At 72.9% G+C, this 23,107-nt stretch carries 16 protein-coding genes; 7 read left to right on the plus strand and 9 right to left on the minus strand.

Translation table 11 applies throughout. The annotated features are described in order from the left end of the window. Positions 1 to 62: 62 nt before the first annotated feature. The 4 genes from AC27LF_RS37875 to AC27LF_RS37890 all read right to left on the minus strand — a co-directional run bounded on the left by AC27LF_RS37875 (position 63) and on the right by AC27LF_RS37890 (position 6,366). A complete protein-coding gene (locus AC27LF_RS37875) occupies positions 63 to 1,658 on the minus strand; it encodes an LCP family protein (RefSeq protein WP_479661261.1) in 1,596 nt (531 codons plus the stop codon). 128 nt (positions 1,659 to 1,786) lie between these two features. After that, positions 1,787 to 3,547 carry an LCP family protein gene (locus AC27LF_RS37880; RefSeq protein ID WP_479661220.1) on the minus strand — a complete coding sequence of 587 codons (1,761 nt, stop codon included), beginning with the start codon at positions 3,545 to 3,547 and terminating at the stop codon, positions 1,787 to 1,789. Between the two features lie 231 nt (positions 3,548 to 3,778). Beyond that, positions 3,779 to 4,972 (minus strand): LCP family protein, encoded by a 1,194-nt coding sequence (locus AC27LF_RS37885; protein ID WP_479661219.1) that lies wholly within the window; start codon positions 4,970 to 4,972, stop codon positions 3,779 to 3,781. Positions 4,973 to 5,610: 638 nt separating this feature from the next. Next, positions 5,611 to 6,366, minus strand: a complete 756-nt coding sequence (locus AC27LF_RS37890) for a TIGR03089 family protein (protein WP_479661218.1) — start codon at positions 6,364 to 6,366, stop codon at positions 5,611 to 5,613. 111 nt (positions 6,367 to 6,477) lie between these two features. Here AC27LF_RS37890 and AC27LF_RS37895 point away from each other — a divergent pair, with 111 nt between their 5' ends. Together AC27LF_RS37895 and manB are read left to right on the plus strand one after the other, a co-directional pair. Further along, a complete protein-coding gene (locus tag AC27LF_RS37895) occupies positions 6,478 to 7,911 on the plus strand; it encodes a peptidoglycan recognition protein family protein (protein ID WP_479661260.1) in 1,434 nt (477 codons plus the stop codon). Positions 7,912 to 8,072: 161 nt separating this feature from the next. Next, entirely contained in the window at positions 8,073 to 9,155 is a 1,083-nt protein-coding gene (gene manB / locus AC27LF_RS37900) for a mannose-1-phosphate guanylyltransferase (protein ID WP_479661217.1), read from the plus strand. A 193-nt stretch (positions 9,156 to 9,348) separates the two neighbouring features. Here manB and AC27LF_RS37905 read toward each other — a convergent pair whose 3' ends face one another. The 4 genes from AC27LF_RS37905 to AC27LF_RS37920 form a co-directional block, all read right to left on the minus strand. Further along, the gene (locus AC27LF_RS37905) at positions 9,349 to 10,353 is read right to left on the minus strand and encodes a DNA-3-methyladenine glycosylase family protein (protein WP_479661216.1); all 1,005 of its coding nucleotides are present in this window, start codon (positions 10,351 to 10,353) and stop codon (positions 9,349 to 9,351) included. 67 nt (positions 10,354 to 10,420) lie between these two features. Further along, positions 10,421 to 11,701, minus strand: a complete 1,281-nt coding sequence (locus tag AC27LF_RS37910) for a coenzyme F420-0:L-glutamate ligase (RefSeq protein WP_479661215.1) — start codon at positions 11,699 to 11,701, stop codon at positions 10,421 to 10,423. Positions 11,702 to 11,916: 215 nt separating this feature from the next. Further along, entirely contained in the window at positions 11,917 to 12,876 is a 960-nt protein-coding gene (gene cofD, locus AC27LF_RS37915; RefSeq protein ID WP_479661214.1) for a 2-phospho-L-lactate transferase, read from the minus strand. A 33-nt stretch (positions 12,877 to 12,909) separates the two neighbouring features. Next, complete coding sequence (locus tag AC27LF_RS37920; protein ID WP_479661213.1) at positions 12,910 to 13,416, minus strand: cysteine dioxygenase; 507 nt, start codon at positions 13,414 to 13,416, stop codon at positions 12,910 to 12,912. A gap of 690 nt (positions 13,417 to 14,106) precedes the next feature. Between AC27LF_RS37920 and AC27LF_RS37925 the strand changes: the two genes are divergently transcribed. From AC27LF_RS37925 to AC27LF_RS37935, 3 genes are all read left to right on the plus strand, one after another. Further along, positions 14,107 to 14,370 (plus strand): WhiB family transcriptional regulator, encoded by a 264-nt coding sequence (locus AC27LF_RS37925; protein ID WP_003975777.1) that lies wholly within the window; start codon positions 14,107 to 14,109, stop codon positions 14,368 to 14,370. Between the two features lie 232 nt (positions 14,371 to 14,602). Beyond that, positions 14,603 to 18,358, plus strand: coding sequence for a glycosyltransferase family 2 protein (locus tag AC27LF_RS37930; protein WP_479661212.1), 3,756 nt, complete (start codon positions 14,603 to 14,605; stop codon positions 18,356 to 18,358). After that, positions 18,355 to 19,863, plus strand: a complete 1,509-nt coding sequence (locus AC27LF_RS37935; RefSeq protein ID WP_479661211.1) for a DUF5719 family protein — start codon at positions 18,355 to 18,357, stop codon at positions 19,861 to 19,863. The genes AC27LF_RS37930 and AC27LF_RS37935 overlap by 4 nt, the downstream gene beginning before the upstream one ends. Positions 19,864 to 20,080: 217 nt before the next feature. On the opposite strand, the gene AC27LF_RS37940 is transcribed toward AC27LF_RS37935, so the two are convergent. Beyond that, positions 20,081 to 20,533, minus strand: coding sequence for a metallopeptidase family protein (locus AC27LF_RS37940; protein ID WP_479662330.1), 453 nt, complete (start codon positions 20,531 to 20,533; stop codon positions 20,081 to 20,083). Positions 20,534 to 20,828: 295 nt separating this feature from the next. Between AC27LF_RS37940 and AC27LF_RS37945 the strand changes: the two genes are divergently transcribed. Together AC27LF_RS37945 and AC27LF_RS37950 are read left to right on the plus strand one after the other, a co-directional pair. Beyond that, a complete protein-coding gene (locus AC27LF_RS37945; protein WP_479662331.1) occupies positions 20,829 to 21,254 on the plus strand; it encodes a DUF3499 domain-containing protein in 426 nt (141 codons plus the stop codon). Between the two features lie 134 nt (positions 21,255 to 21,388). Beyond that, entirely contained in the window at positions 21,389 to 23,005 is a 1,617-nt protein-coding gene (locus AC27LF_RS37950) for an L-lactate permease (protein WP_479662332.1), read from the plus strand. Positions 23,006 to 23,107: the final 102 nt, after the last annotated feature.

Here is a 23,107-nt window from a genome sequence, read left to right on the forward strand (position 1 = left end):
GGCCCCTCCCGAGGCAGGGAGGGGCCCGTTTCACCTCCGCGGCGGAAACCCGCTTCGGTGCGCTACCACCGGTAGGGCCGGTACACGTCCATGCACTGGTCCTTGTCCGAGCCGTTGATGGCGTCGGAACCGCCGGGCAGGTCCCCGGCCTTCGGCTTGGACTGCTTCGGATAGGCGGTGCCGTCGCGCCAGTCGGCGCCCACGACGACGGTGACCCCCGACACATCGGTCGACTGCTTCACCGAACTCGTCGGAATCCCCAGCGACTTGGCGACCGCCTGGGCGTCGCCCTCCAGGTCCGCGCTCGGATAGCGCACCACCGTCGCGTCCTCGGACAGCGGCGCCGATGTGTCCGCCGTCGCCCTGGTGTAGCCGTGCTGCACCAGCACCTGGCCGATCGTGCGCGCCCGACCGGGAACCGGGGCCTCGGTGGTGGTCCGGGTGGCGTTCTGCACCAGCACCCCGAGCCGGTCGGCGCCGACCGAGGGCGCCTTGGTCGCCTCGGCCGTCGCGGCCGGCTTCTTCTCCTTGTCCGCCGCGCCCTTGTCGTCGAACGGCACGTCGTCGCGGAGCATCTGCCACATCTTCTCCGCGTCGACCGGGTCCGGCAGGACGTGGTTGGCGTCCTGCGAGTCCTCGACCCACGGCATCGTCGTCATGGTGATGCGGTTCGTCGGCACCGTCTTGAGCTGCATGCCCAGGTCGTACAGCTTCCTGACCGTGCCGATCTCCTCCGAGACCTTCAGGGACTTGGTGGCCGCCTCGGCGAGGCCCATCAGCCGGCCGGTGTCCGTGAAGACGTTCTGCTGCTTCAGCGTGCGGATCATCGAGTTCATGTACATGTGCTGGGCTCGTGCCCGCAGGATGTCACTGCCCCAGGCGTGCCTGGTGCGCAGCCACTGGAGCGCCTGCTTGCCCTTCACCTTCTTGGTGCCGGCCGTCAGCTTCAGGCCGGAGCCGCCGGGCACGCCGGGCAGCGGGCGGTCCCACACGTTCTGGTTCACACACACGTCGACCCCGCCGATGGCGTCCGCCATCTTCACCACGCCGGCGAAGTCGATCGTCATCCAGTGGTCGATATAGACCCCGGTGAGGTTCTCCCAGGTGGCCAGCGTGCAGCCCGCCCCGCCGCGGGCCAGCGACGCGTTGATGATCGTGTTGGTCGCCTGGAACGTCTCGCCGGTCTCCGGGTCCTTGCACGCGGGGATGTCGACCCGGGTGTCCCGCGGAATGCTCACCACGGCCGCGCTCTTGCGGTCCGCGGACAGGTGGATGAGCATCTGCACGTCGGCGAGCGGCGGGTTGCCCCGGTTGTCCCTGCTGCCGCCGAGCTTCACGTTCTCGTCCGAGTTACGGCTGTCGGAGCCGAGCAGCAGGATGTTCATCGGCGTCTGCCCGGCCGCGTTCGGCTGGGCCCTGTGCGCCTTGGAGTCGCCGCTGCTGCGCTGGCCCTTCTGGATGTTTCCGTTGAGGTGCTGGTAGTAGAGGTAGCCGGCGCCCGCCGTGCCGAGTATCAGCACCGCGAGCACCGTCGCCGACCAGCGCAGCGCACGCCGTCCGCGGCCCCGTTTGTCACCGCTCGGGCCGCCCCCGCGCCGCCCGCCGCCGTGCCGGCCGCGTCCGTCGGACGCGCCTGGTTCCCGCGGTGCGAGCGACATCGTGTCGTCGACCGCGGGAGCCTCCCCCCGCACACCGCTCTGCGCCAAATCCCTGCCCTCCCCACCCTGCGCCTTGCAACGGGCCCGTCCCGCGTCGGGTTAGACGCGCGACGGGCCCGTTGGGTTACCTACGAGGCGCACTTGACCTTGTCTGCCGTGGACTTGTCCACTTCCGGCGCCTTTGTCGGAGCGGTGAGGGACACGCCCGCACCCTTGAAGTCCTTGCCCAGGGTCAGCGTCATCGCCGGCAGCCCCTGGGAGTTGGTCACGCTCTCGCCCGGTTTCATCGCGGAACCGGACAACCCCATGATGGCGGCCAGCCTACGGGCCTGCGGCGCCTGGTCCGGCGCGTACTCCAGGGTGGTCTTGGCCAGCTCCGCCGGGGCGTTGCCCGCGTTCTCCGACTTGAGCACACCCTCGTCGTTCTGCAGCCACTGCAGGGTCTCCTGCGCGCTGCCGGACACGGCGCCGCCGTTGAGGATGCGCACCCGGACCTCGGACGCGTCGGACTTGGTGCCCTTGAGCCGGGCGGCCTGCGCGTCCTTCTGCGCCTTCTGCTTCTTCTTCACCTCGGTGAAGGAGACGTCGTTCTTGATCGCGTCGAAGATCGCGGGAGCCGTGCTCTTGTTGACGACGACGGTCGCCTTGACCGTCTCCGCCGGGTTGTCCAGCACCGGCACCGTCATGAAGCTGATGTTCTTCGTCGGCACCTTCTTCAGCTCAAGCGCCACGTCCTTCAGCGTGCTGACCTTGCCGATGCCGGTGTCCACGGTCAGCGCCTTGGTGGCGGCCTCGGCCAGCGACACCAGCTTGGTCGGGCTGGTCAGGGTGTCGCTGGAGGCCATCTTGCGCATCAGCGACGCCAGGAACTGCTGCTGCACCTTGATGCGGTCCAGGTCGCCCTGGTTGCCCCAGGCGTGCCGGGTACGGACGAACGCCAGCGCCTGCTCGCCCTCGATCTTGGACTCGCCCGCGGGCAGGTTCAGATGCGACTTCGGGTCGTTCACCGCGTGGTCGAGACACACATCGACCCCGCCGACGGCCGACGTCAGCGTCTTCACCGCGTTGAAGTCGGCCATCATGAAGTGGTCGACGGGGATGCCGGTGACCGACTCCACCGTGCGCATGGTGCAGCCGGGGTCACGGCCGTCCTGGCCCAGGCTGGTGTTGAAGCGGACGCCGTCCGTGCCCGGGACGACCTTCTCGCTGCCGTCCTCCTGCTTCGTCGGGCAGTCCGGGACGTCCACGATCAGGTCGCGCGGGATGCTCAGCGCGGTGGCGTTCGTCCGGTCCTTGGAGACATGCAGCAGGACATTGGTGTCGGCGTGCCCGACGCTGCCGTTGTCGCCGTAGCCCTCGTTGCCCTTGCCGGTGCGCTTGTCGGTGCCGATGATCAGGATGTTGAAGGCCTCGTCCTTGCTGAAGCCCTGCTTGCCCGCGCTGCCCACGTCCGTGGTGGTGACGTTGCCCTCAAGGTGCTTGAGGTAGGCGTAGGCGGCGGCACCGGTGGCGATCAGGACGAACGCCATGGTGCCGCCGGTCCACATCACGGCCTTCTTCGCCTTCGACTTCTTCTTGGCCGGGCGTCGGCCGCGCCGGCCGGCCGGCGGCTCGGGCTCCGCCCGCCGTCTGCGCTGCGGCGGAACCTCCCGGCCCGGCGCCCGGCCCGTCTCCCGGCCCGGTGCCCTGCTCTGCTGCCGGCCCGGCGCCGCCGTTCTCTCCCGTGGCGCACGGTCGGATTCCCGGGAATCGGATCTGCGCGGCCCGGGCACCGACGACTGCGGTGCGGAAGGAGTCAGTCGCAGTTCGTATTCGCCGGTGTTCGGATTGAGTACCCACTGGTCTGCGGGATCGATGTTGTCCGCCCGCCCACGGCCTTGCGCGTCCACGGTTGTCCGAATCCTCCGTCGGGGCCACGCGGCGCCTTCCCCCTCAGGCGCTCGGGTCTCGGTTCAAACAGTGCACGGCCCCAGGACGGACCTCGTGGCATGGTGCACCGGATCGCTCACACTATCCGCCCAGTTCAGCGTCAAGCGACGGCGGTGACAAATTCCACGTCCCTACAACCGGGCAATCCGCCTCATATTTCTGGACGGACGTCTGTTCCCTTGGCGCGCGCTTTACCCGCAGGGGTCCTCGGCGGCGGTGTTCCCCCGGAAGGCCGGTGCCGGGGAGGGGTCGTTCCGGCCACCTGAATTGCCACTTTTTGTCGCCGATTCCGATGGAATCCGCCCGGTGATCGTCACCGGGGCATCGGACCGCAGCCGCTCGAACAGCTTTTCCGCCTTCGGTTCGAGGAGTTGGTCGCGATTGGCATCGGAGGGGTACGACTCCCGGGGAACGGTCAGGAACTGCATTTTTTCGGTGGGGATGTTCCGCAGCCCGCGCACGAGTTGGTACAAACCGCGCAAACGTGCCAGTCCGGGGTCGGTGGTGAGCGCCGAAGTGGCCGCCTCCAGCAGCGGATACAGCTTCACCGGGTTCAGCAGGACGTCGTTGGTCCGGGTCTTGGCGACCAGCGCGCCCAGGAATTGCTGCTGGCGTTCCATGCGGCCGGTGTCGCTCCCGTCGCCCAGCGACTCGCGGGCCCGCACATAGCCGAGCGCCTGCTCGCCGTCGAGCGTGACCCGGCCCGCGGGCAGCCGCAGCCCGGCGGCCCTGTCGTCCACGGGCTCCCGCAGACACACCTCCACCCCGTCGACGGCGTCCACCATCTCCTTGAACCCGCTGAAGTCGACTACGGCGTAGTGATCGATCCGGATGCCGGTCAGCTTCTCGACGGTGCGCACCGCGCAGGCGGAACCGCCCGTCTCGAAGGCGCTGTTGAGCATCGCGAAGACCGGTGCGCTGCGCCCGCCGTCCGGGCGCAGACAGCTCGGCACGGCGACCATCAGGTCCCGGGGGAGGGACACCGCGGTGGCGCCGTGCCGGTCGGCGCCCAGGTGCAGCAGGATCGCGGTGTCGGACCGCCCGGTCCCCGTGTCCCGCCCGTACGCCCCGTTGCCGTCCCCCGAACGCGTGTCGGAGCCGATGAGCAGGATGTTCTGCGCGCCGCGCACCAGCGCCGTGGGCCGCTCACGCTCATAGCGGGCCAGTTCGGCGGCGGCCGCCTCGTCCGCCGTGATGTTGCCGTCGAGCCTCGTGTACGCGACCCATCCGCCGCCCGCGCCCAGCAGGACCAGCGCCGCCAGCCCCAGGACCGCCCCCTGCGTCCAGCGCCGCCGGCGCCGGCGTATCAACCCGTATGCGGTGGCGGAGGCACCCGCGCCCGGACCGGGTTCGCTCCCGCGGGGCGTACCTGCGGTGTCGGTCACGTCCGGACCACCCCCTCGTGGCGTACGAGCGTGTCGCCCTGCTCCTACGACGATGGCCCGCGACGGTCCGAGAGGCGGCCCCCTACTACTCCAATCAGGTGATTTTCAACGAGCTGTCCGCGCCAGCGGGACACCCCAGCACGACAACCAACCCAAAACACGCACGCAACCCCCGGTAACACCCCTCCCCGGTCCCTCCGAACCCCCCGGAGCCCGACGCCGCCGCCCGCTCGCTCCGACGGAGCCGCACTCGCTTTCCGGGCGGACCGCATTCGTTCCCGGGTGGGACCGCCGCCCGCGACCGGCCGCAGCGCATCGCCGGGCCCACCGTCAGCTCCGGCCACCCTCGCCGCGCCCGCACCTCGGCGGGGCCGCTACCGCTGCTCGCCGCCTCGTGTTCCGGTGGGCTCGGGCGATTGGGTCTGCCGCGCGGTCGCCGCCTGCTCCGGTCGGCGGGGCCGCGTTCGCCCTCCGGCGCCAGCGTGCTCGTTCCCCGGGTGGGGGCGCATTCGTTACCGGGCGGTGTGGGGCTCGTTCCGGGTCGGGCAGCCGCCGCTGTCGGTCGCCTCCCGCTCCGGACGGCGAGGGTGGTTGCCGGTTCGGTCGGTGGGCCGTTGCTGTCGGGCGGAGCCGTCCGGTCAGTGGCGGGCCGCGGTCACGCGTTCGGTTTCCATTCGCTTGGTCAGGGCCGCCTCGTCCAGTCGTGTCAGGTGCCGGCACAGCACCACGGACCCGCCGACGGCCAGCGGCGCGTACAGACCCGCGCTGAGCCCTTCCCAGGTGTCGTACGGCAGCCCGGACAGCAGCCGGGAACCGGGCCCGGTCAGATCCAGCGCGGGCGCGTCCGCGCGGGCCCGCTCCACGACCTCGGCCCCCGTCATCTCCGCCCCGGCCACGATCAGCGCCGGCTCCTCCGGATCCACCGGCGCGAAGGGCGCGAACCGGTCCCCCTGACCCGGCACCTCCACGGCGTAGTCGAGGAAACCGTCCGGTGGCTGCGGGAACCGCCCGCCCAGCGGGCGCAGCGCCAGCGCGACCCGCTCGCCGGAGCAGGCCCGCGCCGCCTCCAGCGAGTCCGGCCCGCTCACCACGACGTCGGCCGCGGCGGGATTCCCGGCCACGTCCGCGACCGCGCCCACCGACGAACACGCCAGCAGCCACACCGCGGTCTGCCAGTGCGCGGGCAGCAGGAGCGCGACCCGGTCCCCGGGCCCGGCGGCCAGATCGCCCTGGAGCAGATTCGCGGTCTTGGCCACCCAATTGGCGAACGTGGCCACGGACAGTTCGACGCGTTCGCCCGTGGCGTCGTCGTAGAAGGTCACCAGGGGGCGTGCGGGATCCGCGGCGAGCGCGGAACGCAGCAGGTCGGCAGGGGTGCGATCGGTGGCGTTCACCCGCGCAAGGGTACGCGGCGGCGCGGGCGCGCACCGGCCGGCGGGGCCACCGGTTCGGAGGAGCGACAGCCGACGGGCCGTCAGTTCACCGATGGACAGATATGTATGACTATGTTCAAGATCAGGGGCATGCGTGGACATTTCTCCTCTTCCATCGGTGCCCCCTCGGTCGGTCTCACCTGCGCGGCCGTACTCGCCCTCCCGCTGACCCTGCCCGCGACCGCCGCGCCCGCGACCGCCGCGCCCGTGAGACCGGCGCCGACCGCGGACGGGGCCACGACCGTCGGCCGGCCGGCCGACGCCGCCGTGCCCGGCAGGACCCAGTCGCTGCCCCTCGTCCCCCTCACCCGTGCCCGCGACCTCGGCTCCGCCTCCGAGCAGGTCGTGCACCGCCAGGACGTACGCCGCTTCTCGCTCGTCGGCGTGGTCTGGGACAACCCCGGCACCGAACTCCACGGCCAGGTCCAGGTCCGCACCCGCTCCGTCGCCACCGGCAAGTGGTCCGGCTGGCAGGACATCGAGACGCACAACGCCGACCACGGGGCCGACCCGGACACCGCGGAAAGCGCCTCGGGCCGGGTGCGGGGTGCCACGGCCCCGCTGTGGGTGGGCGACTCGGACGCCGTGGAGCTACGAGTCAGGGCCGACGCCGCACCGGCCACCGGCGACGGCCGCACCGGCTCCTCGGCACCCCTGCCCTCGGGGCTGCGCCTGGACCTGGTCGACCCCGGCACCGAACCCAAGCGCCAGGGCTCACCGGCCGACGCCTCCCGCACCGGTCTCGACCTGGACGACGCCGCGGCCGGCGCCTCCGCCGCCAACACCGACCTCGTCCCCCTCGGCGCCGCCGAGATCCCGTCGCTGAGCAAGAAGGACACCGAGCGGGAAGCGCTCGCCCTGCGCGGTGCCCCACGGGCCGGAACACCGCGCGCCCAGCCGTACGTCGGCCCGCGCCCGCGCATCGTCACCCGGAGCGGCTGGGGCGCGGACGAGAAGCTGCGCGAACGGGGCTTCGTCTACACCAAGTCGGTCAAGGCGGCGTTCGTGCACCACACCGCCTCGGGCAACAACTACAAGTGCTCGCAGGCCCCGTCCGTCATCCGCGGTATCTACCGCTACCACGTCAAGAGCATGGGCTGGCGGGACATCGGCTACAACTTCCTCGTCGACAAGTGCGGCACCCTCTACGAGGGCCGCGCCGGGGGCGTGACCAAGGCCGTCCTGGGCGCCCACACCCTCGGGTTCAACAGCGACAGCATGGGAATCGCGGCCATCGGCACGTTCAGCTCCAGCAAGCCGACCGCCTCCGCGGTGACCGCCGTCGCCAAGCTGACGGCGTGGAAGCTCGGGCTCTTCGGCGCCGATCCGAAGGGCAAGACATACCTGAGGTCCGGCGGTGGGAATCTGTACCCGAAGGGGACGAACGTACGACTGAACGTGATCTCCGGCCATCGGGACGGATACGCCACGGACTGCCCGGGCAAGCACCTGTACTCCAAGCTCGGCTCGGTCCGTACCGCCGCGGCCCGCTACCAGGGGCGCTGAGGCCGCAGAACGCGGGTACGCCGTCGGGGACGGCCGGGGGAAATCCGCACCCGGACATGACGTGACACCGCGCGGCCATCGAGGGCGTCATCGCCCGGACTGCATACACTGACCGGCCGGAAGACAGTTCGGCCGGTCCCGGCAGGAAGCGGAGACGACAGGTGACAGAAGCCATCCTCCTGGTCGGCGGCAGGGGCACCCGGCTGCGTCCGCTCACGGTGCACACGCCCAAGCCCATGGTCCCGGCCGCCGGGGTTCCGTTCCTCAGCCACCAACTGGCCCGGGCGCGAGCGGCAGGCGTGGACCACATCGTCCTCGCCACGAGCTATCTCGCCGAGGTCTTCGAACCGTACTTCGGCGACGGCGCGGCGCTCGGCCTGCACATCGAGTACGTCACCGAGGAGGAGCCGCTGGGCACGGGCGGCGCGATCCGCAACGTGGCCGCGCGCCTGCGCTCGGGGCCCGACGACCCGGTGCTGGTCTTCAACGGGGACATCCTCACCGGCCTCGACATCGGGGCGCTGGTGGACACGCACGAGTCGACGGGCGCCGATGTCTCCCTGCACCTGACCCAGGTGACCGATCCGCGCGCCTACGGTCTGGTGCCCACCGACGACACGGGCCGCGTCCTCGCGTTCCTGGAGAAGCCGCAGACCCCCGAGGAGATCGTCACCGACCAGATCAACGCCGGGGCGTACGTCTTCCGGCGCTCGGTGATCGACACGATCCCGGCGGGCCGCCCGGTGTCGGTGGAGCGCGAGACCTTCCCGGACCTGCTGTCGGCCGGGGCCCATCTGCAGGGGATGGTGGACTCGACGTACTGGCTCGACCTGGGCACCCCGGCGGCCTTCGTGCGCGGCTCGGCCGACCTGGTGCTGGGCCGGGTTCCCTCGCCGGCCGTCCCCGGCCGCTGCGGGGACCGGCTGGTGCTGCCGACGGCGCGGGTCGCGCCGGACGCGAAGCTGACAGGCGGCACGGTGGTGGGCGAGGGCGCCCTCGTGGCCGGCGGCGCCCGTGTGTTCGGCAGCACGATCCTGCCCGGCGCGGTCATCGAACCCGGCGCCGTCATCACCGACTCGCTGATCGGCACCCGCGCCCGGGTCGGCGAACGCTCCGTCCTGACCGGCACGGTCATCGGCGACGGCGCGGTGATCGGCGCCGACAACGAACTCCGCGAGGGCGCCCGCGTATGGTGCGACGCCCGCATCCCAGCAGGCGCGCTCCGCTTCTCCCCGGACCAGTAACGCCCCCCGGACCCATCCACCCGGACCGGCTTGGCGACAACGACGACAAGGGCGGGAGCACCGACAACAAAAACACCGTCAACTCCCGCTCGCCGGCCGCAGCGTGACGTGGGCGCCGTCGGGCATGGCGGTGCCGGGTGTTGTCGTTGGCTCAGGCTGCCGCGGCGCAGGGTGGTGGTTCGGGCGCTGGGGGCTACAGTCGGCCGATGTCTGCGCGGGGCATGCGGGGGGCTCGGCGGGCCGGTGTCCTTCCGCTCAGGAGGATGAGGCGGGCGGCCCGGTGCCGCTGGCCCGCGTACGGCTCCAGCAGCGACAGCATCACCGCGTCGTCCGCGTACCGGTCCCCGGCGAGCGCCCAGCCGACGATCCCCGGCAGATGCAGATCCCCCACGGTCACCGCGTCCGGCGCCCCATGACTGCGCTGCACCGTCTCCGCCGACGTCCACGGCCCGATCCCCGGCACGAGCTCCAACCGGGCCTGCGCGTCCGCCGGTTCCATGCCGGCCGCCTCCTCCAGCCGCGCGGCGACCCGCACTGCCCGCAGGATCGTCGACGCCCGTTTGTCGTCGACCCCGGCCCGATGCCACTCCCAGGACGGGATCAGCGCCCACGTCCGCGGCGCGGGCATCACCCACAGGCGCCCGGCCATGGGTCCCGGCGCCGGTTCCCCGTACGTGCGCACCAGCAGCCGCCACGCCCGGTACGCCTCACCGGTCGTGACCTTCTGCTCCAGGACCGACGGGATCAGCGACTCCAGCACCAGCCCGGTCCTGGTGAGCCTGAGCCCCGGCCGCCGGCGCCCGGCGACGGCCACCAGCCGGTGCCGCGGCGCGAACGCGTCGGGGTCGTCCGCCGCGCCGCACAGCACGGGCAACCGCTCCAGCAGCCAGTCCGCCCCCGGCCCCCACGCCTGCCCGCGCACCCCGTCGCCGTACGCGGACACCCGGAGCGTCCCGGGCCCGTCGGGCGTCCTGCTGGCCCGCCACACGGACCCGTCCGGCGTGGCCAGGAACGTGGGGTCCGCCGGCCCGCGCCTCAGCGGCCCGAGGACCAGCCCGAGATCGAGCGGCCCGTCCGGCGCCCACGTCCGAACCCGTCCCGGAGCCGGCCCGGCCTGCCGCGGCACGCCCGCGGGCACGGCGACCTGCCCGCCGCGCACGGTCGTACGCGTGGGCCGCGGAGCGAAGCGTCCTGCCACGGTGGGGTCCCAGAGTTGCCGGAGTGGTCCTACGACACGTACGAGACCAGGCGCTCATACGGCACCGTCAGCGTACTTCCACGAACGCCGACGCCTCACGCACCGGGCGGGCCCGGGGCGGCTCAGCCGGGTGCCCGACGGCCACCGCGCCCATCGGATCCCAGTTGCCGGGCAGCCCCAGGACCTCCCGCACCACGTCCCGGCAGAACATCGTCGACGACACCCACGCCGACCCCAGCCGCTCCCCGGCCAGCGCGACGAGGAAGTTCTGCACACCCGCGCCCATGGCGACCACGAACATCTCCCGCTCGGCACCGTCGCGCCGCGCGTCCCCGTAGGTGTGCGAGCCGTCCATGACGAGGCACGGCACCACGAGATGGGGCGCCCCGCGCAGCACCTCCCCGCGGCGCACCCGTTTCGCGATCGACTCCTCGCTCTTGCCGTCGCGGCGCAGGTCAGCGATCCAGGCGTCCCGCATGGCGTCGAGCAGCCGGGTCCGGGCACCGGCCGACTCCAGCAGCACGAACCGCCACGGCGTCGTGTGGTGCGGGGCGGGCGCGGTCACCGCGGCGGCCACCGCCCGCCGTACCGCCCCGGGGTCGACGGGCTCGTCGGTGAAGGCCCGCACGGTACGCCGCAGGGTGACCGCCTCCCGTACCGCCTCGGAGGTGCCGAGCCGGAACATGTCGTCGCGCGCGTCGCGCACCAGGGCCCGCGCGCCCGTCCCGTGCTCCCCGGCCACCAGGTGGGGCAGCCCGCGCAGCACGGCCACGGGCCGCCCGTCCGCCTTGCCCTTCACCAGGTCGCCCGCTGCGGCCAGTTCGTCCGCCGTGGCGACGACGGTGGCGCTGAGCGGGTTGCCGTACGCGTCCGTGCCGCCCCGCAGATCGTCCAGGACCCGCACGCCCGCGGCGCCGATCGCCACGTCCGTGAGCCCCGCGCGCCAGGGCCGTCCGAACGTGTCGGTCACCACGACCCCGACGTCCACGCCGAGGGCGTCGCGCAGTCCGTCGCGGATCGCGCGCGCGGAAGCGTCCGGGTCCTCGGGCAGCAACAGCACCGTCCCGGCCGGGGTGTTGGAGGCGTCGACCCCGGCGGCGGCCATGACCAGGCCCTGCCGGTTCTCGACGATCCGCAGCGGGCCGCGCCGGGCCACGACCCGTACCGTCTCCGCGTCGATCGCCGCCTCCCGGTCGGCCGCCTCGACGGCGCGTCCCTCCGCCTTGGACACGATCTTGGACGTGACGAGCAGCACGTCCCCGTCGCGCAGGCCGGGTTCGGCGGCGGCGATCAGCTTGCCGATGTCGTCACCGCGCTGCACCTCGGGAATCCCGTCAGGCGCCCACACCCGAAAACCAGTTACCCCACCACCCGCACTCCCGCGAGCCGCGCCGACCGCAGTCCCGTCAGCCGCACCGTCGTCACTCCGGTCAGCCGCGCCGTCGTCACTCCGGTCAGCCGCGCCGACCGCACGCCCACCGACCACGTCGGCCGCAGTCCCGTCAGCCGCGCCGGTGCCGGCGGTGTCGTCGGGTCCGGACCGCCGCGGGATCGTCTCGTCGCTCACGCTCCCCGCACCTCCTCCGCGAGTGCCAGCGCCGCACGCGCCATCTGCGCGGCCGCGTCCACGTCGGTCATCATCAGCGGCACGGCCCGGCAGCGAATGCCGGCGCTCTCCACCCGCTCGACCGCGTCCGCGTCGACCGTGTCGACCAGCCAGCCGTCGAGCAGCCCCGAGCCGTAGTGCTCGGCGACCGCCGCGGCCGTGGACTCCACGCCCACCGCCGCGAGCACCTTGTCGGCCATCCCGCGCACCGGCGCGTTCCCGACGATCGGGGACAGGCCCACCACCGGCACCTCGGCGTCGGCGATCGCCTCCCGGATGCCGGGCACGGCCAGGATGGTGCCGACGGAGACGACCGGGTTGGACGGCGGGAAGAGGATCACGTCCGCCTCGGCGATCGCCTCCAGGACACCCGGCGCCGGCTTGGACTGCTCGGCGCCGACCGGCACGACGGCCTCGGCGGGAACGGAGGCGCGCAGCCGCACCCAGTACTCCTGGAAGTGGACGGCCTTGCGCTCGCCGTCGATCTCGACCGCCACATGCGTCTCGACACGGTCGTCGGTCATCGGGATCAGCCGTACGCCCGGCTTCCAGCGGTCGCACAGCGCCTCGGTCACCGCGCTCAGCGGATAGCCGGCGCCCAGCATCTGCGTCCGCACTATGTGCGTGGCGAAGTCCCGGTCGCCGAGCCCGAACCACCCGGGGCCGGCCCCGTACGCCGCGAGTTCGTCCTTGAGGTGGAAGGTCTCGTCGGCCCGACCCCAGCCCTGCTCCTCGTTGATGCCGCCGCCGAGCGTGTACATCACCGTGTCGAGGTCCGGGCAGACCTTCAGCCCGAAGAGGTGGATGTCGTCGCCGGTGTTGCCGATGACCGTGACGTCCGCGTCCTGCGCGGCCTGCCTCAGACCGCGCAGGAACCGGGCACCGCCGATGCCGCCTGCCAGAACCACAATGCGCATGGAAACAGTGTGTCAGCCGGGTACGACAACGCGTCAGGCGGTCACCGGACGCGGCTCGACGTGCGCCTCGCAGTGCGGGGCGGTGTGCATGGGCATCTCCGTGAGGCCCGGGTGGTAGACGTGCAGACTGACCGCGGGCTCCAACGTGTCGTTGAGCACCTCGTGCACATAGCCCGGGGCGAACACCCGTTGCACGCCCGGCGTCAGGACGCGGGTGCCCCGCCGTGTCCGCTCGGTCAGCGCGCCCTCCAGGACCGTCAGCACTCCGGAGGAGCGGCCGTGGTCGTGCCGCCCGCTGCCCTGGCCCGGCACCCACGACAGCAGCCACACCTCGTAGCCGGGGCCGGTGCGCAGCCGGTGGTACCAGCGGGTCGTCGCGTCGTACCGGACGAGGTGTGCCCACTGGGCGCGGTCGGCCGCGACCGCGCGGGCGAGGCCGGCGAACTCGGCGACGGTGGCCGGGTGCTCGCGCGGTGGCTGGAGCAGGTGCGGGACTTCGAGGAGGTCGCCGGCGATCTGGAGGTCGTTCTCGCTGTTCATGGGGGTGCTGTGGGTCCTCGGCAGGAAATCGGCGGGAAGCAGGACATCGGCAGGAAAACAAGGGGCGGCTTCTGCAACGGCGAAGCGAAGGAAGGGTGGTACGAGAAAGAAGTGCCTACGAAGCGGAGGCGTAGGGGCGGCCGGAGCGCGGGTGACTCAACAGCCGGAACGCAGATGACGCAGACAACGCAGACAACAGCTACAGCGAGCGCGGGCAGCTCCGTGCGACCCGGCGGAGCGGGTCAGGACGAGTGCCGAATGCGCGAGCATGCCCACAAGGACAGCGGTTCACACCCGCACTGTCAACTCGACGTCCGAAATGTGGCACATGCTTCACCTCATCCGGTTCATCTGAGGGGGGAAAGGTTTGCTCACCGGGTGTCCGGGAGACATGGCGCACATCCGGGAGTGCGAGTCTCGTCGGAACGCGATCGAACTCCTGGGCGTCCTTCTCCGTACGGATGCCTGTACGAGGTCGGCGGCCCGCCCGGGCCCCCTCGGCGTGTCAAGGTTTATGGCGATTTGAACACTTTCCGCACGGCCTTGGTTCCGCAGAGTGAATAACGGGCCCAATAGCAGATCTCGGCTTGACTCGCCCGGAGCAGCACACTTGTAATTTCACTCGTGTCGTTCAGCCGAAATCGGTAACGGCCACCACACGGGGACGTGAAAGACAGACGAGGGGCGCACATGACCGAGCTGGTGCAGCAACTGCTGGTCGACGACGCGGACGAGGAACTCGGCTGGCAGGAGCGCGCGCTGTGCGCCCAGACCGACCCCGAGTCCTTCTTCCCCGAGAAGGGCGGCTCGACCAGAGAGGCCAAGAAGGTCTGTCTCGCCTGCGAGGTCCGCTCCGAGTGCCTGGAATACGCCCTCGCCAACGACGAGCGCTTCGGCATCTGGGGCGGCCTGTCCGAGCGTGAACGCCGCCGCCTGAAGAAGGCGGCCGTCTGATCCGAATAGCCCCGAACAGCTTCGAACAGCTCCGAATAGCTCCGAACAGCTTCGCGCGGCACAGAACCTTCACGTACCGAGGTCACGAACGGCCCGTAGCAGGTGGGTTATCCACAGGCGGCGGGCCGTCGGCATGCCCAGCCGATAGTGTGGTCGCTCGTCCGAGACGCCCCCGTGCCCCCTCGGGGCACAGGCGTCCACCACAGTCCACCGAACCGGGGCCCGTACCTCGATGTCCGTGCACAGCCATACGGCAGCCCGTCAAGACGCCGCTGCCGCAGCAGCGTTCGACCCTGCCGGCCCGGCAGCGTTCGATCCCGCCCGCCCGCCCGAGTTTCCGCGTCACGTGGTGACCGCGGTGCTCGTCTCCCATGACGGCGCCCGCTGGCTGCCCGACGCGCTCGCCGGGCTGTTCGGCCAGGAGCGGCCCGTCCAGTACGCGGTGGCGGCCGACACGGGCAGCGCGGACGACTCCGCCCAGCTCGTCACCGACGCGCTCGGCGCCGACCGCGTCCTGCACCTCGCCCGCCGCACCGGCTTCGGCCAGGCCGTCGAGGAGGCCCACCGCGCCGCACCGTCGCTCACCCCGGACGACCTGCCGTATCTGAAGCGCCCCAGCGGCTGGGACCCCGTCACGCGCAGCTGGCGCGACGACGCCTACGACATGCCGGAACTGCCGCACGGGGAACCGGTCCAGTGGCTGTGGCTGCTGCACGACGACTGCGCCCCCGAGCCCGACGCCCTCGCCCAGCTGCTGCGCGTGGTCGACAACGAGATGGAGCTGGGCCGCGACGACGTCGCCGTCGTCGGCCCCAAGCTCCGCGGCTGGTACGACCGCCGGCAGCTCCTGGAGGTCGGCGTCAGCATCGCCAACTCCGGCCGCCGCTGGACCGGCCTCGACCGCCGCGAACAGGACCAGGGGCAGCACGACCACGTGCAGCGCGTCCTGTCGGTCTCCAGCGCCGGCATGCTGATCCGGCGCGACGTCTTCGAGGAACTGGGCGGCTTCGACCGCCGGCTGCCCCTCATGCGTGACGACGTCGACCTGTGCTGGCGCGCCCACGCTGCCGGCCACCGCGTCCTGATCGCCCCCGAGGCCGTCGTGCGGCACGCCGAGGCCGCCTCCCGCGAGCGCCGCACCGTCGACTGCGTCGGCCGCACCGCCGCCTCACCGCACAAGGTCGACAAGGCGGGCGCCGCCTACACCCTCCTGGTCAACGCCCGTACGGCGGTGCTGCCCTGGATCCTGCTGCGCCTCCTGCTCGGCACCATCCTGCGGACCGTCGCCTATCTCGTCGGCAAGGTCCCCGGGCAGGCCGTGGACGAGGTCCGCGGCCTGCTGGGCGTGCTGCTGCGGCCCGAGCGGATCGCCGCGGGCCGGCGCAGCCGCGGCCGTCCCCGGATCGACAAGGCCGAACTGCGCCCGCTGTTCCCGCCGCCCGGCGCGACCGTGCGGGCCACCGTGGAGCAGGTCGCGGGCAACCTCTTCGGCTCCTCCGACCCCGAGGCGTCCTCGGCCGGACGACACGGCGGCGCGGTGGAGTCAGGCCCCGGCGGCGACGACGCGGACTTCCTGGAGATCGAACAGTTCGCCCGCCTCAAGCGCATCGCCCGCAAGCCCGGACCGGTGCTCTTCCTGGTGCTGCTGCTCGTCTCGCTGGCCGCCTGCCGCTCCCTGCTCGGCGGCGGCGCCCTGTCCGGCGGCGCCCTGCTGCCCGCACCGGCCGACTCCGGCGAGCTGTGGTCGCGCTACCTGGACGCCTGGCACCCGGTCGGCGCCGGCGGCACCCCGTCCGCGCCGCCTTACCTCGCGATCGTGGCGCTGCTCGCCTCCCTGCTCTTCGGCTCGACGGGCCTCGCGGTCACCGTCCTGCTCGTCTGCTCGGTGCCGCTGGCCGGCTTCACCGCGTACTTCGCCTCCCGGCCGCTCGTCACCTCCCGCCTCCTGCGCGCCTGGGCGGCCGTCGCCTACGCGTTCCTGCCCGCCGCCACCGGCGCCCTCGCGGGCGGCCGGATCGGCACCGCGGTGCTGGCCGTGCTGCTGCCGCTGATCGCCCGCGCGGGCATCGCCGCGAGCGGCCTGGCGCACGGCCCGGACGCGCGCGGCAGCTGGCGCGCCACCTGGGCGTACGCCCTGCTGCTGACCGTGGCCACCGCCTTCACGCCGATCGTGTGGCCCATCGCCCTGATCCTCGGCGTCGGCGTGCTGGCCGTGCGCCGCTCCGACCTCGTCGCAGGCGGCCTGCGCTTTCTCGCCCAGTTGGGCACCCCGCTGCTGATCCTCGCGCCCTGGTCGCTGACGCTGTTCCCGTCCGGCTTCTTCCAGGAGGCCGGACTGGAGTACGGCTCCTCGGCCGCCTCCGCGCTCGACCTGCTCGGCGCCAGCCCGGGCGGCCCCGGCACGGTGCACGGGCTGATGCTCATCGGTCTGGTCCTGGCCGCGCTGGCCGCGCTGCTGCGCTCCGAGCGCCAACTGGGCATCCGCACCGCCTGGGTGGCGGCCCTGGTCGCGCTCTTCTTCGCGGCCCTGTCCAACGGCTCCGCCTGGGCCGGGCCCGCCACCCTCGTCTACGGCATCGCGCTCCTGGCCGCCGCCGCGCTCGGCGCCGACGGGGCACGCGCACGCGTGGCCGAGCAGAGCTTCGGCTGGCGCCAGCCGGTCGCCGCGCTGATCGCCTTCGCCGCCGCGGCCGGACCGCTGCTGGTCGCCGCCGGCTGGATGATCCGCGGCGCCGACGGGCCGGTGCAGCGGCGCGACCCGGTGCAGGTGCCCGCGTTCGTCGCCGAGGAGAGCGGCACCCGTGACCAGGCCCGCACCCTGGTCCTCGACAGCGACTCCGGGGCGCACGTGCGCTACACCCTCGTGCGCGGCTCCGGCGTCCGCATGGGCGATGCCGAACTCGCCGTCGCCGACGGCGAGAACGCGACCCTCGACAAGGTCGTCGCCAACCTCGTCGCCGGCTCCGGCGCCGACCAGGTGGACCAGCTCGGCGGCTTTGCCGTCCGCTACGTCCTGGTCCACAAGGGCGCGCCCCGCGAGGTCAGCCGCGTGCTCGACGCCACGCCCGGCCTGAGCAGGCTCAGCCAGCAGCACGGCAGCGCGCTGTGGCGCGTCGACCGGCCGGTCTCGCGCGCTGCGATCGTCTCCGCCGACGGCGCGGGCAGCCCGCAGCCCGTCGCCGCCGGGCCCGTGGAGATCCACACCACGATCCCGTCCGGCTCCGACGGCCGCGTCCTGCGCCTGGCCGACACCGCCGCCGACGGCTGGAGCGCCACCCTGGACGGCAAGCCGCTCACCCGCACCACGGTCGACGGCTGGGCCCAGGGCTTCGAACTCCCCGCCGGCGGCGGCACGCTGGACGTCACCTACGACGACCCGTTCGGCCACACCGCCTGGCTGTGGGCCCAGGGCGCGCTCGCCGTCGTCCTGGTCGTGCTCGCCCTGCCCGGCCGCCGCCGCGACGTCGACGACGACCTGCCCGAGGAGGAGGCCGCGGGCGCCGAGGCCGTCACCGGTGAGGGCCGCCGCGCTCGCCGTCTGCGGGCCCAGGCGGAGGCCGAGGCGTCCGGCGCACCCGAGGGGACCGACCCGGACGGCACACCGCCGCCCGCACCCCAGGCCCCCGCGGCCGTACCGCACCAGCAGTCCTACGACTCGGGGACGCCCCCGGCCGAGGACACACCCGCCTGGGAAGGCGAACCGGCGGCCTACGCGGGCGCCGAGTACTACGGCGGCCAGTACCAGGGCGCCGAGGCGTACCAGGGCGGTTACGACCAGCAGGCGTACCAGGCCGACCCGTACCAGAGCGGCCAGTACGACCCGTACGGGTACGGCGGGCAGTCCCAGCAGGGCGCGTACGACCCGACGTACCAGCAGGGCTACGACCCCGGATACCACGCCGGATACGACCCGGCCCAGCCCCAGCCGCCCCAGCAGCCGCACCCCCACGGCACCGGCAGTGAGCGCCCCGACGGGAGCCAGCAGTGAAGCGCACGACCCTGTCCCTGATCGCCGGCACGGTCGCGCTGGCCGCCGTCACCGGATTCGCCGCGCTGGAGACCCCGGACGCGGCCGGCACGACCACCGCCGAGGCGGCCGTCGAGCTGCCCGTGGAGCGCACGAGCCTGCTGTGTCCCGCACCCAGCCTCTCCGACATCGCCGAGACGTCGTACACGTCCTTCACGCCGGTCACCAAGGGCGCGACGAGCGACGGGAAGGCCCAGCTCCAGGGGGCGACCGAGGAGTCGGCGGACGGCACGGGCGACACCAGGAAGGGCAAGGACACCAAGAAGAAGACCGCCAAGCCGGTGCTCACCCCCGAGAAGCCCGGCACCCCGGCCACCGGCGACACCTCCGGTGCCGACGGCACAGCGCTCGTCGGCACCGCCGAGGGGAAGTTCGCGCCCGGCTGGACCGTCCAGGAGACCACCGCGGTCGCCGCCGGCACGGGCCGCGGCCTCCAGGGCGTCACCTGCACCGCACCGGACACCGAGTTCTGGTTCCCGGGCGTCGGCACGGACGCCGACCGCACCGACTACGTACACCTCACCAACCCCGACGACGGCGCGGCCGTCGTCGACCTGGAGCTGTACGGCAAGGACGGCGCGGTCAAGTCCACGGCGGGGGAGGGCATCACGGTCCCGCCGCACTCCAGCAAGCCCGTCCTGCTGTCCACGCTGGCCGACCAGCAGCAGGCCGATCTGACCTTGCACGTCAACGTGCGCAGCGGGCGGGTCGGCGCGGCCGTGCAGGCCCTGCACGCCAAGAACGGCGGCGACTGGCTGGCCGCGTCCGCCGACCCGGCCGGTACGCTGGTGCTGCCCGGCATCCCGAAGGACGCCACCTCCGTCCGCCTGATCGCCTTCACCCCCGCGGACTCCGACGCCGACCTGAAGATCCGCCTGGCCTCCCCGGCCGGTCTGATCACCCCGGCGGGGAACGAGACGCTGCATGTGAAGTCGGGCATGACCACGGCCGTCGACCTGGGCGAGGTCACCCGGGGCGAGGCGGGCTCCCTGGTCCTGTCGGCGACGGACCGGTCGGTGCCGGTGGTCGCCGCCCTGCGCGTGATACGCGGCAAGGGCGAGGGGCAGGAGACGGCCTTCATCCCCGCCACCGCGCCCGTCGGCCCGCGCGCGACGGCCGTCGGCAACGGCGCCAAGGACACCACCCTGTCCGTCACCGCCCCCACCGCCGCCGCCCAGGTCAAGGTCACGGCGTCGGCGGGCAGCGAGGGCGGCAGCGCGGTGACGAAGACCTATCCGATCAAGGCGGGCACGACCCAGGACCTCGACATCCCGGCCCCGGCCGGACTGAAGGGCACGTACGCCCTGACCGTGGAGACCGTCTCCGGCGGCCCGGTGTACGCCTCCCGCACCCTGACCGCCACGGAGTCCGGCGTCGCCGGCTTCACGGTCCAGACGCTCCCGGACGACCGGGGGACGGTCGCGGTGCCGGAGGCGGACCAGGACCTGTCGGTGCTGCAGAAGTAGGCGCGACCAGGGCGGGCGTGGTGGGGGAAACCGGGCGGGCGTGGTGGGGGAAACCGGGCGGGCGTGGTGGGGGAAACCGGGCGGGCGTGGCGGGGGAAACCGGGCGGGCGTGGCGGGGGAAACCGGGCGGGCGTGGTGGGGGGAAACGGGGCGGGAGCGGTGGGGAAGCAGAGCGGGCGGTGGGGGTAGCCGCGCTGGCGCGGTGCGGGGAGTGGGATCAGTCCTCGCCGTACCGGGGGTCGACGGTCTCCGGAGTGAGCCCCAGCAGCTCGGCGACCTGTTCCACGACGACCTCGTGCACCAGCGCCGCCCGCTCGTCCCGCCCCTTCGTGCGGATCTCCACGGGGCGCCGGTACACCACCACGCGCGCCGGGCGCCCGTCGTGCGCGGGCAGCGTCCCGCCGAGCGGCACGGCGTCGTCGCTCCAGACGTCCCCGGGGCGCCCCTCCAGCCGGGGCACCTCCAGCACCAGGAAATCGATGTCGGCGAGCTGCGGCCACCGTCGTTCGAGCCGTTCCACGGAGTCCTGCACCAGGTCCGCGAACGCCTCGGCGCGGCTGGCCGCGAGCGGCACCTGCGGCGGGGCGATGGGCCCGCGCATGCCGCGCCCGTGGCGGTCACGACGACGGGGCCCGGGGCCGGTGGCACGGGGCGGTACACGGTTGTCCATCACTGGTGAAGCGTAGTCCTCGCGCGATGTGCCCGCCGGTCCCCACGCGGCAACCGGACCGCGGGCCGTGCGGCCTGTGCCGCATGTCGCGTGATGACCATTCCAGCCAAGGTTGAGCACGTTTCCGTATCTCTCCGAGACCGCCGAGCTCAAGCCAATTGACGGTGTTTGTACCGACTCATGACCGGATGCCGGTGCGCCGGGTCCCGTCCGCGACGCGGTTCGCGCAGGTCAGCAGGGCCTGATCGGGGAGGTGTGTGGGGCGTTTCACAGCACGACACGGTGGAGTGACCTGGTGGAGAGTCGTCGCGGCCCGCTCAAGAGTGCGGTACCGTCCAACATCGTGAGCCCTGTACGTCGCTGTTCGCGCACCGCCTGCGGCCGACCCGCCGTCGCGACGCTGACGTACGTCTACGCCGACTCGACCGCGGTCCTCGGCCCGCTCGCCACCTACGCCGAACCCCACTGCTACGACCTGTGCGCCGAGCACTCCGAGCGGCTGACCGCCCCGCGCGGCTGGGAGGTGGTCCGGCTCCTCGACGGCTCGGCCCCGGCCCGCCCCAGCGGCGACGACCTGGAGGCGCTGGCCAACGCCGTACGGGAGGCGGCACGCCCCCAGGAGCGGGCGGCCGAGGCGGGCGGCGGCGGGGGACGCGCGGCGGACCCGATGGAGGTCGCCCGCCGCGGCCATCTGCGGGTGCTGCGCTCACCGGACAACTGATCCCCCGGGGAGCCCGCCGCGGATCCGCGCACACCCATTGACGCACGGTTGTCGCGGACACGACCATTCCGTCAGCCGGAACGAGAATTCGCTTTCCGCATGACGGAAACTGACGGAAGCCGGGGAGGCCCCCCGTGTACGTCCAGCAACTGGAACCCGTCGCCGCGTCGCTCGCCCTGTCCGCACTCGTCGCGGCCCTGCCGCTCGTCATCGTCCTGGTCCTGCTCGGCGGCGTCCGCATGAAGGCGCATCTGGCGGGCCTCATCGGCCTCCTGGCGGCCGTTCTCGTCGCCTGGCTCGCCTACCGCATGCCACTGGAGCAGACCCTCTCCAGCGCCGTCCAAGGGGCCGCGTTCGGCCTCTTCCCGATCCTGTGGATCGTCGTCAACGCCCTGTGGGTCTACCGGATGACCGTCCGCACCCGGCACTTCGACATCCTGCGCCGCTCCTTCGGACGGCTCTCCGACGACCCGCGCATCCAGGCCCTGGTGGTCGCGTTCTGCTTCGGCGCCCTCCTGGAGGCCCTGGCCGGATTCGGCGCACCCGTCGCCATCTGCTCGGTCATGCTGGTCGCCCTCGGCTTCGACCCGGTGCGCGCCGCCGTGGTCTGCCTGGTCGCCAACACCGCGCCCGTCGCCTTCGGCGCCATGGGCACCCCGGTCGTGACGCTCGCCCAGGTCACCGGGCTGCCGCTGGACTCCGTCGCCTCCGTCGTCGGCCGGCAGACCCCGCTGCTCGCCCTGGTGGTGCCGCTCGTCCTGGTCGGGCTCGTCGACGGACGGCGCGGTCTGCGCGAGACCTGGGTGCCCGCCCTGGCGTGCGGAGTCGCCTTCGCCGTCGCCCAGTTCGCCGCCGCCAACCACCTCTCCGCACAACTCGCCGACATCGCCGCCTCCCTGGCCGGCGCCGGCGCCCTGGTCGCCGTACCGCACGCGCGGGTACCCGCCACCGAGGCCGTCCGCGCGTCCGTGCTGACCGGTGCCCGCAGCGACGATCTGGACGAGACCGACCCACGCCCCGAGGTGCTGCGCGCCTACGCCCCCTACGCGTTCATCGTGGTGATCTTCTCCGTCGCCCAGATCCCGGCCGTCAAGGACCTGCTCGCCAGGGCGACCCAGACGTACGACTGGCCCTTCCTCGACGTCGCCGCCCCCGACGGCACCCCGGTCGCCGGGAACGTCTTCGGCTGGCCCGTCGTCTCCACGGGCGGCACGCTCGTGCTGCTCGCCGGGGTGTGCACCGCCGCCGTACTCGGGGTGCACGCGCGCGTGGCGGTGCGCGAGTGGGCCGCGACCGTACGCGAGTTGAGGTTCGCGATCCTCACCGTGACGTCCGTGCTGGCCCTCGCCTACGTCATGAACCTCTCCGGGCAGGCGGCGACGATCGGCCAGTTCGTGGCCGCGGCCGGCGCCGGACTCGCCTTCCTCTCGCCGGTCCTCGGCTGGTTCGGAGTGGCCGTCTCCGGATCGGACACCTCGGCCAACGCCCTCTTCGGCGCCCTCCAGGTGAGCGCCGCCCGCGAGTCCGGCCTGTCGCCCGAACTGCTCGCCGCAGCCAACAGCTCCGGCGGCGTCCTCGGCAAGATGATCTCACCGCAGAATCTCACCATCGCCTGCGCCGCCGTCGGCCTGGCCGGCCGCGAGGGCGACCTGCTGCGCCGGGTGCTGCCCTGGAGCGCGGGACTGCTCCTCGTGATGTGCCTGATCGTCGTCGGCCAGAGCACGCCGGTCCTGGACTGGATGCTGCCCTGACCTCGGCGGCACGCTCAACGCGGCCACCCGCGGTCCGCACAGCGCGCCGCAGGTCCGGGCGGGTAGTTTGTGCTGACCGATAGGACTTCAGGAGGGTTGGCC

The organism is Streptomyces diversicolor, assembly GCF_057537855.1.

Excerpts from the sequence above, each read along its gene's own strand:
- AC27LF_RS37930 (WP_479661212.1), top strand. The coding sequence starts at position 14,603 with ATGTCCGTGCACAGCCATACGGCAGCCCGTCAAGACGCCGCTGCCGCA.
- AC27LF_RS37920 (WP_479661213.1), bottom strand. The coding sequence starts at position 13,416 with ATGAACAGCGAGAACGACCTCCAGATCGCCGGCGACCTCCTCGAAGTC.
- cofD (WP_479661214.1), bottom strand. The coding sequence starts at position 12,876 with ATGCGCATTGTGGTTCTGGCAGGCGGCATCGGCGGTGCCCGGTTCCTG.
- AC27LF_RS37925 (WP_003975777.1), top strand. The coding sequence starts at position 14,107 with ATGACCGAGCTGGTGCAGCAACTGCTGGTCGACGACGCGGACGAGGAA.
- AC27LF_RS37875 (WP_479661261.1), bottom strand. The coding sequence starts at position 1,658 with ATGTCGCTCGCACCGCGGGAACCAGGCGCGTCCGACGGACGCGGCCGG.
- AC27LF_RS37940 (WP_479662330.1), bottom strand. The coding sequence starts at position 20,533 with ATGGACAACCGTGTACCGCCCCGTGCCACCGGCCCCGGGCCCCGTCGT.
- AC27LF_RS37895 (WP_479661260.1), top strand. The coding sequence starts at position 6,478 with ATGTTCAAGATCAGGGGCATGCGTGGACATTTCTCCTCTTCCATCGGT.